12 protein-coding genes are annotated in these 16279 nt (G+C 41.1%); 8 read left to right on the top strand and 4 right to left on the bottom strand.

Annotated elements, in window-relative coordinates; translation table 11 throughout:
• Positions 1-188: 188 nt before the first annotated feature.
• The 3 genes from N473_RS10275 to ahpC form a co-directional block, all read right to left on the bottom strand.
• Positions 189-2033: a motility associated factor glycosyltransferase family protein gene (locus N473_RS10275; RefSeq protein ID WP_063367836.1), complete on the bottom strand. Its 1845-nt coding sequence runs from the start codon at positions 2031-2033 to the stop codon at positions 189-191.
• 253 nt (positions 2034-2286) lie between these two features.
• On the bottom strand, positions 2287-3855 hold the full coding sequence (ahpF, locus tag N473_RS10270) for an alkyl hydroperoxide reductase subunit F (RefSeq protein WP_063367835.1): 1569 nt from the start codon (positions 3853-3855) through the stop codon (positions 2287-2289).
• 107 nt (positions 3856-3962) lie between these two features.
• Positions 3963-4532, bottom strand: coding sequence for an alkyl hydroperoxide reductase subunit C (ahpC, locus tag N473_RS10265; protein WP_063367834.1), 570 nt, complete (start codon positions 4530-4532; stop codon positions 3963-3965).
• A 244-nt stretch (positions 4533-4776) separates the two neighbouring features.
• Here ahpC and N473_RS10260 point away from each other — a divergent pair, with 244 nt between their 5' ends.
• The 5 genes from N473_RS10260 (at position 4777) to N473_RS10240 (ending at position 9541) form a co-directional block, all read left to right on the top strand.
• Positions 4777-5199, top strand: coding sequence for a DUF3429 domain-containing protein (locus N473_RS10260; RefSeq protein ID WP_063367833.1), 423 nt, complete (start codon positions 4777-4779; stop codon positions 5197-5199).
• 293 nt (positions 5200-5492) lie between these two features.
• Positions 5493-6335, top strand: coding sequence for a GGDEF domain-containing protein (locus N473_RS10255; RefSeq protein WP_081221072.1), 843 nt, complete (start codon positions 5493-5495; stop codon positions 6333-6335).
• A 238-nt stretch (positions 6336-6573) separates the two neighbouring features.
• Entirely contained in the window at positions 6574-7659 is a 1086-nt protein-coding gene (locus tag N473_RS10250; RefSeq protein WP_063367832.1) for a methyl-accepting chemotaxis protein, read from the top strand.
• A 101-nt stretch (positions 7660-7760) separates the two neighbouring features.
• Positions 7761-8555 carry a Rossmann-like fold-containing protein gene (locus tag N473_RS10245; RefSeq protein ID WP_063367831.1) on the top strand — a complete coding sequence of 265 codons (795 nt, stop codon included), beginning with the start codon at positions 7761-7763 and terminating at the stop codon, positions 8553-8555.
• A 134-nt stretch (positions 8556-8689) separates the two neighbouring features.
• Complete coding sequence (locus N473_RS10240; RefSeq protein WP_063367830.1) at positions 8690-9541, top strand: EamA family transporter; 852 nt, start codon at positions 8690-8692, stop codon at positions 9539-9541.
• Positions 9542-9571: 30 nt separating this feature from the next.
• On the opposite strand, the gene N473_RS10235 is transcribed toward N473_RS10240, so the two are convergent.
• Positions 9572-12046 carry a S9 family peptidase gene (locus N473_RS10235; RefSeq protein ID WP_196766394.1) on the bottom strand — a complete coding sequence of 825 codons (2475 nt, stop codon included), beginning with the start codon at positions 12044-12046 and terminating at the stop codon, positions 9572-9574.
• A 213-nt stretch (positions 12047-12259) separates the two neighbouring features.
• Here N473_RS10235 and N473_RS10230 point away from each other — a divergent pair, with 213 nt between their 5' ends.
• The 3 genes from N473_RS10230 to N473_RS10220 all read left to right on the top strand — a co-directional run bounded on the left by N473_RS10230 (position 12260) and on the right by N473_RS10220 (position 16017).
• A complete protein-coding gene (locus N473_RS10230; RefSeq protein WP_063367828.1) occupies positions 12260-13273 on the top strand; it encodes a LacI family DNA-binding transcriptional regulator in 1014 nt (337 codons plus the stop codon).
• Positions 13274-14509: a glycosyltransferase gene (locus N473_RS10225; RefSeq protein WP_063367827.1), complete on the top strand. Its 1236-nt coding sequence runs from the start codon at positions 13274-13276 to the stop codon at positions 14507-14509.
• 281 nt (positions 14510-14790) lie between these two features.
• The gene (locus N473_RS10220; RefSeq protein ID WP_081221074.1) at positions 14791-16017 is read left to right on the top strand and encodes a threonine/serine ThrE exporter family protein; all 1227 of its coding nucleotides are present in this window, start codon (positions 14791-14793) and stop codon (positions 16015-16017) included.
• Positions 16018-16279 lie beyond the last annotated feature (262 nt).

The following is a 16279-nucleotide window of genomic DNA, read 5'->3' as shown; positions in this document are numbered from 1 at the left end:
CCTGCGCCGTATGAATCACCGGCGTAAAACTGACCATTCAATTCTTGATTTTGAAATCCTGTGCCTACTTGAGCAGGCCTTTCATCCGAGCTAAAGTGCTCAACCGTTTGCGCCACAGTCTTTCCCGAGTGGACTGCGATTAAAGCAATAGGTAGAACTGCTTTTAAATTGAACTTCATTAGTTTCCCTTAATTTACGTTGCTTTGGAGTGATAACTTAGCAATGACTACGTCACACATAGAGTCGAGCTCATTGCGTACAATCCGTTCATACTCAGGCCATTTATCTTTCGATAAGTGATTAATATGACTAGAAATTGTCGCAACTGTATACTTCAAAGATCCGCTAAGTAGTAGCTTGCTAACTTTATCGTTTTGATTACTATGTAATTGAAAAATAAACTGATTAATCACTTCCAATATAGATTCTATGGAAGTAGACGCAGTGAGCTTTTGATGAAGATTTTGTACTTGTTCCATACAATTATTTATGGCTTTCCAATTTGCCGTATGTACAAATTTATACGCTTTATTATAAGCGATAACCTTATGCAAAATTTCATCTTTTGCAACAGGTTGAAATAACAGGTCTTCGAATTGTACTGCTGTAGTACCTTGAATAAAAGCCCCATCACTTGCATTGAGCACATTCAATTCTGGATTGATTTTAAGTAGGCGCTCTTGTGCAATGCGTGCTTCATTAAAGACACGAGACGTGAAAACATATTCACGAAAATTGCCAGCTACTTTTAGCTCAGCATTAAAGCGCGCCAATGATAGATCACTGCTCTTATCGAAATAACCCGATAACTTACTGTGGTGCTCATTCGGATCTGCGTAGCCATAATCACACCCTAGCAAAACCAAATTTCTTATACCCATACGCTGAAGCGCAGTCGCAGCCATGTTAGTCACTGTTGGGTTACAGTGGTACAAAGGTTGTACAGGGTGCTCAGTATTAGCATAAATCTCAGTTCCCACATCATTCCCTTTTGCAAACACAATTTTATGCTTAAAGCGCTCAAGGAGTTTCGGGTATACCGTACTTAATGTCACCAATACCGTATTTTCTAATCTAGGGTCACTGAGTTCAGACTCTTTTAAGTAGTAAGTTTCTAATACTCGCTCCATTTCAATGTGAAAATCAGGAATGATGCCGACTTTCAGTAAGGTGCTCAGTGAAGTACCACATGACACAACAATCACTTGGTCTTTGATAGTCTGTAAATGTGCAATATTCTGGTCCAAAGAAGGCCCAGTACCCACAATAACTGCTGACGCTTTTTGATGTGCTTTTAAGATATTGGTGTAACTTTTAACACCTTCTTTTTGATTATTGATCAAGCCATGTTTGAGCCCAACTAACTCATCTTCTAAAAAACCCCACATACTCGCGAAGTTATTTCGCCATTGCTTAAATTGTTCAAAAATCTGATCAAATGTTGGCGTGCTGTAATGCCGATACACACTGATATCAACAATAAGATGACTCCCCAACTTAACCATCAATTGCCTAAAAGCCTGATTAAATGCTTCGAAGCTATCAATGCTCAAGATGGTGAATGAACCCTGCCTTTTTTCACACTCGTGCTTTATTTGTGCTAAGTCAACATGCTTACTTGCCATCGCAAATTGCACAGCGTTTGGCTCAATAATCACAACATCAGTATATCGTATCGCATTGAGCAACTTGCTAATGTGTAGACCAGAGCCAACTCCAAGTACAACAAGTGTGCCTCTTTGCGGTTTTGATGCTGGCTGGCAGCCCAGCTTTTTTGCTGCGACGTTTAGATTGTTGATACAAATTTGATGGGCATAGTCCCTTCCCTCTATTGTCGTAAAATTCATGCGTAAATGAGAGGGGTGTTTTAAAAACAAGGAGGCTTGCGCTTCGCAGCTTTTTCTCACTTCTGAGCCATAAAAATTCTGCTGAAAAGCATTCACTTCTTTTTCACTCAAGTCATGAATTTGTTTGAGAAGATAAGGGGGGAGGTGTTCTTCTAAGAATAGATAATTTTTCCTGACTATATCCATATTTCAATAATATTCCTGCGTATCCGACCGCAGATCATTTCATAGCACTATTTTTTCGTCAATCAGAATTAACTACCATAAATGTAAAAATAGAGATATATGATTAATATAAATCAATTACAAATTAAATATTCGCTGTAACTTAGTAATGGAAGTCGTAAAAAAAGCCACGCAATTGCGTGGCTGGAGAAAACATTGCATGGGTATATTGCAATGAATAAAGTCAGCCGAGCTCCTCGGCTTATAAGGGAAACTAGGCAGCGGCGGATGCCCCCTCTTCACGGATCAAATACTCAAACGCCCCTAAACTGGCAGTTGCTCCACTCCCCATCGCAATCACAATTTGCTTAAAAGGAGTTGTGGTCACGTCACCCGCGGCAAAAACACCTTGCATATTAGTAGACCCTTTGTTGTCTATTTCTATTTCACCAAATTTATTTAAATTTATATCACTATTACTTAGCCACTCTGAATTAGGGACCAAACCAATCTGAACAAAAATACCTGACACACTAATTAACTGTTCTTCACCCGTTATACGGTCAAGGTATTTTAGGGCATTAACTTTATTTTTATCGCCGATTATTTCCGTTGTTTGCGCATCTGTGTGAATTACAATATTTGGTAAGCTTTTCGCTTTATCAATTAAAACTTGATCCGCTTTTAATTCGCTTGCAAACTCCAATACAGTGACATGCTCAACAATGTTCGCTAAATCGATAGCCGCTTCAATACCTGAATTGCCACCACCGATAACAGCGACTGGTTTACCTTTAAATAAAGGCCCATCACAGTGTGGGCAATACGCCACACCACGACCTTTATATTCTTGCTCACCGGGCACATTTACATTGCGCCATCTAGCGCCAGTTGAAATCACAACTGACTTTGCTTGCAGTTTTGCGCCATTTTCTAATTCAATATCCAAATATTCGTTGCGTTCGATGTTTGTGACTCGATTACTGTCCATCACATCGACGTCGTATTGCTTGACGTGCTGCTCCAATTGGGCCACGAGTTTCGGACCCTCAGTCTCTTTCACTGAGATAAAATTCTCTATGCTCATAGTATCCGCGACTTGACCACCAAAACGCTCCGCAACAACACCGGTATTTAACCCCTTTCTCGCTGCATACACTGCAGCGGACGCACCCGCGGGGCCGCCACCGACAACTAACACGTCAAACGGTGCTTTTTTGTTGAGTTTTTCCTTCGTCTTTTGTGCTGAGTTGCTATCTAGCTTTTTCAAAATATCTGCCAAGCCAATTGCGCCTTGGCTAAATAGCTCGCCGTTTAGGTAGACGCTCGGCACAGCCATGATGTTGCGCTCTTCTACTTCTTGTTGAAATAACGCGCCATCTATCATTGTTGCGATAATATTGGCATTACTTGCGGCCAAAACGTTTAGCGCCTGTACAACTTGAGGGCAAGTTTGACAGCTTAAAGATACATATACTTCAAAGTTTAATGGCTTATCAATTTCTTTAATGACTGCGAGTTCATCACCGGCCAATTTCGTATCATGCCCACCACTATGTAAAAGCGCTAAGATCAAGCTCGTAAACTCGTGCCCCATCGGCACACCGGCAAAGTTTATCTCAGTATTAGTCTGTTGCGATCTGACTTGCAATGATGGTCTTCTGGCATTGATATCGTAATTTTCTGCAACCGATATATGAGGGCTCAACAAAGCAAGATCTTGAGCGAGCGAGTTCAATTCATTGGACTTACTGCTGCTATCGAGCGCGACTCTTAACTCTACCGGTGATTTAATATTTTTAAAGTGCTCAGTGAGCTGCTGTTTAATTTGCGCATCTAACATTTTTATAATTCCTCATTGAAACGCAAAGCTCTTGCTTGCTTGATAAAAGATATACAAATTCAAGTAATACCTACCAGCAATCGCTGGTAGGTATTGACTAGGCACGATTAGATTTTGCCTACTAGGTCTAAAGATGGTGCTAGTGTCTCTTCACCTGGCTGCCATGATGCTGGGCATACTTCACCGTCATGCGTTGCGATATATTGTGCAGCTTGTACTTTACGTAGTAGCTCGTTTGCACTTCGGCCAATACCTAAATCGTGAGTTTCAACAACTTTGATTTCACCTTCTGGGTTAATAACAAAGGTTCCACGCAGTGCTAGGCCTTCTTCTTCAATCATCACACCAAAGTTGCGTGTAATTTTGCCTGTTGGGTCACCAATCATTGGGAATTGAATCTTTTTGATTGTGTCTGAAGCATCGTGCCATGCTTTGTGAGTAAAGTGTGTGTCAGTAGATACTGAGTAAACTTCAACGCCCATTTCTTGAAGCTGCGCATAGTGGTCAGCTAAGTCACCTAGCTCTGTCGGGCAGACAAAAGTAAAATCAGCTGGGTAGAAGAAAACGATACTCCATTTACCTAATAAATCTTGTTCTGATACTTCTACAAAGTCACCCTTGTGGTAAGCAGTTGCGTTGAAAGGTAAAAGTTTTGTGTTAATCAATGAAGTGCTCATGGCTATCCTCTTTATCAGTGTGTATTTAGTGTTGGCGACTGTCCTCGCCTTGCTTGACTACAAAGATAATGGCTTAGAGGCTTCAAATAAAATTGATTAAAACTATTATTGCTATCGATTAATCCGATTAAATAAACTCAATGACATTGTAAACCTTAGGTATAATCAACTCGTAACAATAAGATGAAGCGGTTTGTCCGCTCCGTTAATTTTATTTATAAACTATTACGAACTAAGAGACTTTATGCACCCGTACTTCAATCACATCCAGTTAGGCTACTTTGGCTTTGTGCCTTTTTTACTTTGTATCGCATCAACATTGATGTTAGGCAGCTCGGAAACACTGGTAAAAACATTCACTTTTTATAGCATGGGTATTTTGGCATTTATGGCGGGGACACTGTGGCGAGCGGGCGAGCAAGCTAAAGTGCACGCGATATTAGCTGTGCTGGTTGTTATTCCTTTTCCTCTTTTAGCTTTGGTGTCTTTAACCGGGCAGTTAACCTACCTTGCTGCAAGCTACTGGTTAGTATTGTGGTTTGAAAAGAGTATGCCCAAATGGCAAGAAACACATAAAGATTACAGACAAATGCGCTTTGTTCTGACCTCCGTTGTGTTTGTTTCTCACCTGTTTATGATCTCTCAAGCTATTGAATTAACTAGATAGAATAATCACTTTAAACGATTAATAAGCCGGCACAACAAGTATTCCTTTGCTGCAATGTAAAAGCACTGTCCGTTTCGCAGAAGATCAATTACCATATTCGAATAGTGTTTAAGGTGTCGGCAAGCTTATACCTTTATTTTAGCTAGCATAATTTATAACTTCGAACGTTTTTTATTGAATAATTTACAACTAACTATTTCAAATATCTGAATCAATGCGGTAAATTAGTTTTCAATCAAGCAGAGCGATAATAAAACTGCTATAAGTTAAAGGGGAGCGTTAGGAGTGGAAATATGATTCAAAAGCTGCTTTACGGGTTCATTGGGATATTCGTGGTCTCATTCTACCTGTGGATGAGGGAACAGCCTGGAGATTTGTTAGACTCTATTGAAGAACTTTTTTGGTTCGCTATCGCGTCGGTGATGATTGTTTATTCTGCTCCACACCTCAAAAACAACATTTTGATATGTGCATGGTCAATATATTGCGTTGGGTTACTTCTTGACTTACTTGACGACTTTATTGCTGTTGATATTTTCCCTGTCATTGCATTAGATACGTCTTTAAAACAGTTTGGCTTTTTACTGATCTGTTACTCCCTTTACACCATGATTGTCAGACAAAGAGAATCAATATCTTTGCTTAACAATGAAATCCAACAACGCAAACGGCTAGAAGAAAAATTAAAGTTTGATGCAACCCATGACGAGTTAACCCAAATAGGTAACCGCAGAGCATGCTTCACCCAATTCCCTTCACTATGCAAAAAATATACAACCCTCTTTTATTTTGACTTAGATGACTTCAAATGTGCCAATGATAAATTTGGACATAGTTGTGGAGATTTAATTTTGAAAAAAGTCGCCCAATCACTGAGCGAGTTATTTGGAGAAGAAAACTGCTTTAGAATTGGTGGTGATGAGTTTGTCGCTTTCGGCACCTTTGATACTGAGAATGACGAACAATTACGAAAGAAGTTGCTTGAAGAAGTATTCGAATATGGCGTTGGGATCAGCATTGGATTTACGGCAACAGATACAGATGTGGCACCAGATAAGCTTTTGCACTTGGCTGATGCGTCTATGTACAGTAATAAGAGCTTAAAGTCTGTACGCTCAAAGCCTAGAGTGAGCTAACTCTCTTGAAAATACCCAGCTTTTTCATTAAAAACTTTTCCAATATAAAACCCTTTGAATTATCATTGAAAAAAGTACCTTCTATAAAATTATTTATGGCAGGCTTTAATCGTGCTGAGTCGTCACTAATACAAACGCAAAAGCGGCTCTAGATTTTGGCCAATTTGAAACCATTAACATAATAAAAAGTACTCACAATCAATTATCAGCGCACTCATATTACAAAGGGGATTGACTAGTGCTCAACAATCTATTTTCAAGCTCAGAACTGAAATCCGAACTCTCACAAGTCAAAGCAGAATTAGCGCAGCAACGACAAGAAAATGAGCGTTTAGCTGCTGACAATAATAGACTTCAGTCACAGCTTATTGAGGCGCAACAACAATTAAATGACAATACGGACAATCAATTACTTCAATGCGCTTTGTCTGGTATGAGCCAAATTGAAGGGATCAGAGAAACCGTACTGCATAGCTTTCAGAATATCGAACAAGACAGTGCTGCAATTTCTCAAGTCAATCAATCTTTTGAAACCTCAGAGCAATCTTTATCAAACATTTTATCCGGGATGGGTCAGTTATCCGACAATATGTCTAGCATGACTGATAATATATCTGGACTGTCACATATGGCCGACAACATACATACATTTGTCGCGACTATCTCTAAGATTTCAGATCAAACTAACCTACTTGCACTCAATGCAGCGATTGAAGCCGCACGAGCGGGCGAAGCAGGTAGAGGGTTCAGTGTGGTTGCGGATGAAGTGAGAGCCTTGGCTAACAACACCAGTGCTTCTGCCAATGAGGTATCTGAATTAGTGACTAAAATCATTGATACAACACAGTTGACAGTGAAAGATGTCTCGGTCATTCAAGACTCAAATAAAACTCTATCAAATAGCATAGAGCACCTAAATGACGAGTATGGACATATCGTTGCCAGTTGCGGTTCTATGAAAACAACCATTACAAACGCAACTAAACAAACTTTTATTCAAACGGTTAAGCTTGATCATGTGGTTTGGAAAAGCGAAGTTTATGCAGTCATCATGGGCAGCAGTAAAAAAACAGTATCGGACTTTGCAGATCATACTTCTTGCCGACTAGGAAAATGGTTTTCAGGGGATGGAGCGAAACTATACTCTGATAACTCGGCCTACAGACGCCTAGAAAGTCCCCATAAAGACGTTCATAAATCGGGCGTCGAAGCGATTAGAAAGTTTCAGACAGGCGATAAACAAGGCGCAGTTCAACAACTCAATAAAATGGAACAAGCCAGTGTTGATGTGATGCACCTGCTTGATGAACTTAGAAACGCATAACCCAAACCTAACAGATTGTCAGTAAAAGTCGCTGACATCTAGCGACTTTGGTATCTAAATTTTGATATAATTCAGCACTTTTAATCAGTCAGTATTTATTCATGCAGTTAGATCCAAAGTGGCGTATTTTAACAGTGGGAGATGGCGACTTAAGCTTCTCCTACTCAATAAAAAAGTATCTAAACCCGACACTCATTGTTGCGAGTATTTATGACAGTGAGACTGTGCTAAGAGAAAAATACCAAAATCATGCACTTGATAAGCTGCGAGAGCTAAATACCCAAGTTATAACTGAGTTTGATGCCACAGATCCAGCCTCATGGGGTCAATTAAATGAGCAAAAATTTGATGTGGTCATTTTCCAGTTTCCTCTAATACCTGCGTTTTCTTCCCATGATGAGTTTAAACAAAATAATTTGAGTATTAACACGCTTAATAGGCGTCTACTACGTCACTTTTTAAATTACTCTCAATCCATCGCATTAGACACCACGGGGCCAATGCTAAGCGTAATTACTTCGAAAGACGTAAAACCATATTGCGAATGGAACCTAGAAGAAACTTTACATCAAGGCCTTAATCTTGAGTATTTGGGTCAAATGCCATTCGATATCGGGCGCTTTCCTGAATATAAGATCCGTAACGTCGACAGAGATAAGCACGTCAAAGACACTCGCGGGATCAGTTACTTTTGGTCTCCCAAATCTATAGCAAGTTTACCGTTATTAAAACCTCATTATCTTATGCCTTCACATTGCCCTATGTGCCGCGTTGGCCCATTCTTAACTGAGCAGGACAAACAAGCCCATTTAAACTCAAAAAAGCACAAGCAAATGTCAAAACATGAACATGCATGGCAGACATACCTGGCTCAAAAAAACATAAAAACAACATAAAAAACAAAGTTATCACATAAAATACATATAAAGAGTCAATTTAAGGCTCAATATAGAATAATGTATACAAAAGTATTGAGAGATTAAATGTAACGCTTTAGACTAGCGCCCTTTTTGTAATAACAGGCTCAATTATGCAACTTTTAGGCAAACGCTTTTTATATGCAATTGCATGTTTACTACTGGCCATGGTAACTATCCAATCAGGGGCATCAATTGCAAAACAATTGTTCCCCCATGTTGGGCCTGAAGGCACCACCGCCTATCGCCTAGGTTTTTCAGCCCTGATACTGTGCCTTGTCTTTAAACCATGGCGAAAATTACCAACAAACTGGCGACCAGTTATTCTCTATGGTTTATCTCTAGGTGTCATGAATTTAACTTTTTATTTTGCCATTGCTCGTATTCCCCTAGGGATTGGCGTTGCCTTAGAGTTTACCGGCCCGCTCGCGGTTGCACTGTTTGCGTCGAAAAGAAAACGGGACTACCTCTGGGTATTGCTAGCCATTGTCGGGATTTTCTTATTGCTTCCTGATATGAATGAAGTAGACGGATTAGACCCAGTTGGCGTAATACTCGCCTTAACAGCAGGCGCTTGTTGGGCTGGATACATTGTGTTTGGAAAAAAAACCGGCAGTCAAGGCTCTGGAGGTATGGCTGTTGCTCTGGGAATGAGTATAGCCGCCATCACGATTGTCCCATACGGAGTAATATCACAGGGCAGCGCATTACTAGACTGGTCTCTTATACCGCTAGGCATTGCTATCGCCTTGCTTTCGAGTGCTTTACCTTACACTTTAGAGATGATTGCACTGAAAAATATGCCCGCACAAGGGTTCAGTATTATGATGAGCCTTGAACCTGCTATCGCAGCGCTCGCTGGGCTACTCATACTGGGGGAACTGCTCACATTTTGGCAGTGGGCAGCTATATTATTGGTCATTACTGCATCTGTAGGTAGCTCTATCACCACCAAAGAAGCCTAATTTAAAGGCCCACAAATGGGGCCTTTCTATCTATCCCCAAGGAGAGGGATATTCAAGCTGTGCCTCTTCAGAGACTGGCTCAAAGCGCAAGTGCTCTGGCACCGACTCGTCTGTCTCAATCTCTGGTAACGGGTCAAAATGCAGCTTCAACCATTGTTGTTGCTCATAAAGCATGTGCAGTAAATCTTGCTCATTGCTAAAACGATGATCACTATGAGGAAGTAAAACTAATCTTGCGGTTTTCCCCAAGTCATTCAGAGCACTAAACATACGTTCAGACTGAATAGGAAAACGACCTTCCATGCGGTCTTGATAGCCATGCACTAACAACACTGAGCTGCGAATATTATGCGCTGAAAACAACGGAGAATTGAGCAAATATTTTGATTTATCCAACCACATACTATGCTCATCTCCATCAAATATAAATGGCGCAAGTGTTAAATTATACAGCCCACTACGTGCAATGCCCGTCACAAACAACTCTGTTTGAGTCAGCAACTTGAGCACATTGGTAGCAGCAAGCCCTTGCCCACCGATTGCAATTTTATCTTTATCAGCAATGCCCTGCGATACCAATGTATCTACAATCACCTTGGCAGCATCTCGCAGGTACTTATCAAGTTGCTCACCTTGGTGAAGGTCACTTAGCACAGGCATATTTTGAACATTGAGCACAGCGTACCCTTCATGTACAAAAGGCACGCCATTCATCGCATTTAACTCTGGGAATAAATACGGGGACTTTTCACGCTGGCTACTCGTTTTCACTGCGTCATGATTTAGCCAAATTACAACGGGAATACGGCCCAAACTAGGGTCAAAGCGGTTGGGTAGATAAAAGTCTCCTTTTATTTTTTCCCCACCGCCGACGACAAATTGCATTTCCTCTTTTCGGATCCCCTGCATGCTGGGATATGGATGCGGGTATTTTGTAAGTTGCTCAACCACATCGAAGGTCAAGTTTCTTGAAAAATAATTTGTTGGATTGTCTTTAGACTCTTTACGGGTAACAAATTGCATTCCATCATTCGACAATAGGGCAATCACTTGCTCAAAATAAGGTGCACTAGATTGCCATATAAAGGTAAGAAGATTACCTCGCGTATCGAAACGAGCTAAAAATGGTACGTCTACACCCTCGTTATGTTTATTGCCCTTAATAAAGAGGTATCTACCCCCTGCCACTTTTACGACAGGTACACCCAAGTCATTCTTTGTCATCACCAATTCGCGGCGCTCATTCGTCGCCATATCGTCAAATAAATTCAACCTAATTTGCACGCGTTCTGGCGTCAGTGGAGAAAAGGCACGGTATTCTTTTTTTCCATTCCCTAAGTCAATCACTATTAAGGCAAGTTGATTGTCGCCCCAAATTATCTCTAACACACGACCATCAACCTCAGCATACAGTCTGGGCTCACGTCTAAATGGTGCAGAAATACTGTATAAACTGTCACTTTCAGAGGCTATGTCAGATTGAGCCCATACCAAAGTCGCTCCTTTATCAGCACGCCATTGGAAACGACTTTTCACCGTCGGGTCCGAAATTGTCTGCGCAAGTAGAGCTTGTTCTGACAGCGTCTGTTGCGGCCGATATACCTCATACAAGGGAGCCCCTCTCATGCCCCAAATCTGCCACACACTATAATTTTGTTGTTCAAAGTCTTGCTCAGTCATTTGGGATAAATTCTGTACATCCATCATAGCAACAAGCAAATTCGTTGCGTCTGGGGAAGAGCTAAACTCACTGAAGTAAGCCGGCTGACCAATCGGTACTTCTTTTCCTTTGAGCGGGATTTTATATAATTGGCCGAGCGCTAATGCCATAAACTGAGCATGCTTTTTTGCATTGAATACGCTGTCTTGTTCAAGCGCTGGTTGCGCCATTGAGTTCACCACTAAAGGCCCGTTCGACTCTGTGATTGGTTGCTTTGGACTAGAGTGGGTTTTCAGAGAATTTACTCGCACATTGGCAATCAACCCCGAGCCATCTGCCAGCCACTCATAAGGTTTTGCCACTACAAACCCGTTAAGCGGAAAGTTTGATAAGCCCACTGGCTTTCTCTGCTTTATATCATACACCCACAAATGGGCGCTTGTTTTAGTTTCAAGAACAAACGAGAGGTAACGACCATTTGCACTCCATGCGGGGTATACAATTTGACCTTGAGGTATATTTGTAACGCGAATTAAAGCACCTGTATCAATGTGCTTAAAAGACAGGCCTGAATATCTTGGCGCATCGCTGTGTAGACTCGTTACAGGATTATACTGCACACCCAGCAGCGTGTTTGCTGGTGTGTTGTACCCAGCGTGTTCAGCAAGCTCAAGGAGTGCCATCCAGCTCCCTTTTGCATTTACAAGCGCTTCGGGAACACTATGTTGTTGTATTAATTCTGCAATTTCAGGCGATGGTTGCTTATAACTAGAAGCATCTGCATAAACAACATTACTTAATATACATGCACTTACAAATAGCATTAATGCCCGGATAATTATCACGTCTGTAGTCCTAATCAAATAGCCACAACGGGACATCATATCTTTATTTTCAGACCAATGCAGTATTTTAGAGACATTTTGCAGTCAAAAAGCTGTTTTTTAAACTATTGTTTTATACAGTAACGCGACTTTTGAATTGTAAGTTGCAGAGTCTAAGTTGATAGGTTTAAACTATGCAACCGTCATCAGCACAACGTATGCGATCAGGCACTTATGAACAACGACAAAAAACCAGAAAAAATAACAATTTTTGATGTTGCCAAAGAAGCGCAAGTTTCCAAATCTACAGTTTCACTCGTATTAACTCACTCGGATAAGGTAAGCGATAAAAGTAAAGAAAAAGTCCTTAAGGCGATTGAGAAACTCGGCTATGTCTACAACCGAGATGCAGCAGCCCTTCGCAGTAAAAAATCAAATTTAGTCGCGGTCGTTATTAACGACTTAACAAACCCATATTCAGCTCAACTTGCTGTCGGTCTTGAAAAGCACATTTACGCGCTAGGCATGGTGCCAATGCTAGTTAATACCGGTGAAGACTTTAAACGTCAGCAACAAGTGGTAAACACCTTGAAAGAGTACAATGTGTCTGCGTTTGTGATGGTCCCAGCACCAGGAACAACTAAAGAATGGGTCAACCAGCTTGTATCATCAGGTTTTCCTGTCATCAATATCATGCGTGAAATACAATTTGCAGATGCGCCCTGTATTTTGCCAGATAACCAAAAAGGGACACATTTAGCGACAGAGCACCTGCTTAATAAAGGCCTGACCTCTTTAGCTTTTTTAGGCGGCACTGAGGAAATATCCGATTATCATGAACGTTTAAGCGGTTTTCGCTCTGCCATATCTGCACACGCTACTCCAGTGAAATCATATGAAATTATGGCACCCACTAACCGTCAGGGTGGCAGAGATGCATTTCATGAGATCTATCGTACTAAGCCTGATATTCAAGCTGTGGTGTGTTTTAGTGATGTCATAGCATACGGGGTTATGGAAGCCATGCGAGAACATAATTTAACGCCCGGAAAAGATGTAAAAGTCATTGGCTTTGATGATCTTGCAGACTCTCGCTTAATGCGCCCTGCACTATCATCAGTTCGTATTGATGCCAATGATATTGGTAAACGAACTTGCCAAGCCCTGAGTGAAATCCTCAACCAATCCCAACCTCCAGTGAGAACACTGGTAGATATTTCTTTACAAATTCGAGAATCTTCATCATAAATGAATAAAGTTTTAGTTATTGGCTATGTATGGCCTGAGCCAAATTCATCGGCTGCTGGTATGCATATGCTCTCCTTGTTGCAGCTATTTAAATCACAAGGCTGGCAAGTGGAATTTGCAAGCCCTGCGCAACAGACTGAACACATGGTACACCTGCCTGACTATGGCATTTCAAGCAAACAAATTGCGCTTAATTGCAGCAGCTTTGACAGTTATGTTGAAGCGCTAAATCCAGATATTGTTCTGTTTGACCGCTTTATGATGGAAGAACAATTTGGCTGGCGAGTTGATAAGTTTGCCCCACATGCTTTGAAAATCCTAGATACAGAAGATTTACAGAGCCTCAGAGGAGCGAGGCATTCAGCCTTAAAAGCAAACGTTGACTTTAATACGGATCAGTTATTAGATAGCGAATTAGCAAAACGAGAAATTGCCGCTATTTTACGATGTGACTTATCTCTTATTATCTCGGATTATGAACTAGAGCTGTTACAATCAACTTTCAACATATGCTCTGAAATACTGCTCCATTTGCCATTCTTAGTTGACTTAAAATCACTGCCTTCTACGCTGCCTACATTTGATGAACGTGCACATTTTATGACCATTGGTAACTTTCGTCATGCCCCCAACTGGGACTCTGTATTGCACTTGCAAAAGCTCTGGCCTGCAATCAAAAAGCAACTCCCTGAAGCGCAGTTACATATCTATGGTTCGTATCCCCCTAAAAAGGCTACGGCTCTAAACAACCCCAAAACAGGTTTTTTAGTTAAGGGTTGGGCTGAAGATGCCATAGAGGTGATGAAAACAAGTCGAATATGTTTATCGCCGATTAGGTTTGGCGCTGGTATCAAAGGTAAACTTTTAGAAGCGATGCTCACTCAAACTCCTTGCATTACAACTGAAATCGGGGCTGAAGGTATGCATGGTACGCTTCCTTGGCATGGAATAATTACGACTAGCGATGAAGAGTTTATTGCTGCAGCCGTCGCACTTTACAAAGATCAAGCAGCATTCAAGCAAGCACAACAAAATGGCTTAAACATTTTGCACGACAGGTACAACAAAGACACTTTAAGTACCCGTTTATTAAACAAAATATCCAATATTCAAAGCAATTTAGCAGCTCATCGAACACAAAACTTTTATGGGCAAATGCTCAAACACCACACTTTACGTAGTACCCAGTATATGTCTCAGTGGATTGAAGAAAAAAACGCAAACAAAATGCGTTGAAAATAAGACAAAACTGGTTAGAATGCGCGGCGTAACTTATTATTAGTTTTATAGAAATGAATACTGAATTGGTTTCTTATTGTGCTTAAGCGCTAATTACGCCGCAAACTATGTGTATACTAGTTTTTGAAGGTTTTTTTAATCTCAGCGCATCCGGTTGAGACTTCAAAATTACAACATAATTTAGCTGTACTATAAGTTACTGTAATTTGGGATTTAAGTGAAAAACACTTAAATGTATGGGCTCGCCCTCAACCTCTCAACTATTAGGTATTGCACAGTTGAACTCAGCTACATTTACCCAAAAGCGCAAGTTTATTGTAAAGCTTGGCAAAATGCTTCATCAATACGGCACCCCTGCTTTTCGTTTAGAAGCTCATTTGATGGAAGTTGCCACACACCTTGGTTTAAAGTCTTCTTTTGTTATGTCACCAACATCGGTGACGTTTGTTATTTGGACAGACGGGCACGAAGAGGAATATACTCACGTTGCAAGGGTTGAGCCTGGAGACCACGACCTAGGTTCACTTGCTAATACCGATGATGTCGTAAACAAAATGCTTGCCGGTGAGTTAACTATCGCTGAAGCGGACGAAAGCCTCGATCAAATTCAAAATGCTGACTCCCCATACACAAGATGGCAAATGGCTTTAGCTTTTGCGGTGTCAGGTGGTGCGTTCGCTATGCTCATGGGTACAAGCTGGAGTGATGTGATATGGTCCGGCATCATCTCGATCTTGGTTTACTTATTCATCTTATGGTCAGAGCACTCCAAGCGTGTCACTCACATGCTTGAGCCTATGGTAGCCATTGCCTCTGCATTTGCAGCGTGTGCCGTGTCAGCTTATTTAGACCCTCAGCTCAACATCCGTCTAGTCGTTTTATCTGCGATCATCGTGTTTATACCTGGACTGGCATTGGCATTAGGGTTCGCTGAACTCTCAGCACGCCATTTGGTATCAGGCACAGCCAGAGTTATGGATGCCTTTATGCTGTTGTTCAAGCTGTATTTTGGCGCGTTTCTAGGTATTAGTATTGGTTTTTATGTATTTGGGCAAGTCGACTTTGTACAACCAGATCCTCTGCCAAAATGGACTGCTTGGCTGGCAGTATTTTTACTTTGTATCAGCCTTGTTGTAATTTTCAAAACCAAACTGAAGCATGTCCCTTGGTGCATAACGTCAGGGTTTATTGCCTATGCAGTTTCTGTCAGCGCCGCAATTTACTTTGACTATGCGCTTGGGACGTTTGCAGGGGCATTTGCCGTTGGTATTTTCAGTAACATATTTAATCGCGTCGAAAATGCGCCAGCGTCTATCGTAACCATGAAGGGGCTGATCGTCCTTGTACCCGGTTCCAAAACCTATATCGGCTTAAACTCTTTGATTGAAGGACAAAGCTTTGTTATGGCAGATCACATTGGGCAACAAACCTTTTTAATATTTATGTCACTTGTTGCAGGACTCATTTTCGCAAACGTCACGCTACCACCCAAAAAGAGTTTGTGATCTATTCTTAAGCCCCCTAAATAATGGGGGCTTCTCACACAGTCAACCTTAGCCAAACTTCAATGTTCACAATAGCCGCCCTGCTTGCAAAACATAAACTCTACGAAATCTCACCGTTGATGACAGGCAATTAATAACAAGAACACAGCTAACACTGCAAACATCTAACACCCCACAAAATAAACGATAGGGCTAAATGTACGCCTTGCAAGACATCACTTACCGAGCAAGTATATGACTATTCACTGATCATTGATGTTCT

It is taken from the genome of Pseudoalteromonas luteoviolacea CPMOR-1 (assembly GCF_001625685.1).
GTDB classification, from domain to species: Bacteria; Pseudomonadota; Gammaproteobacteria; order Enterobacterales; family Alteromonadaceae; genus Pseudoalteromonas; species Pseudoalteromonas luteoviolacea_K.
The sequence above is the reverse complement of the archived record's forward strand: the minus strand, read 5'-3'. Positions and strand labels throughout refer to the sequence as shown.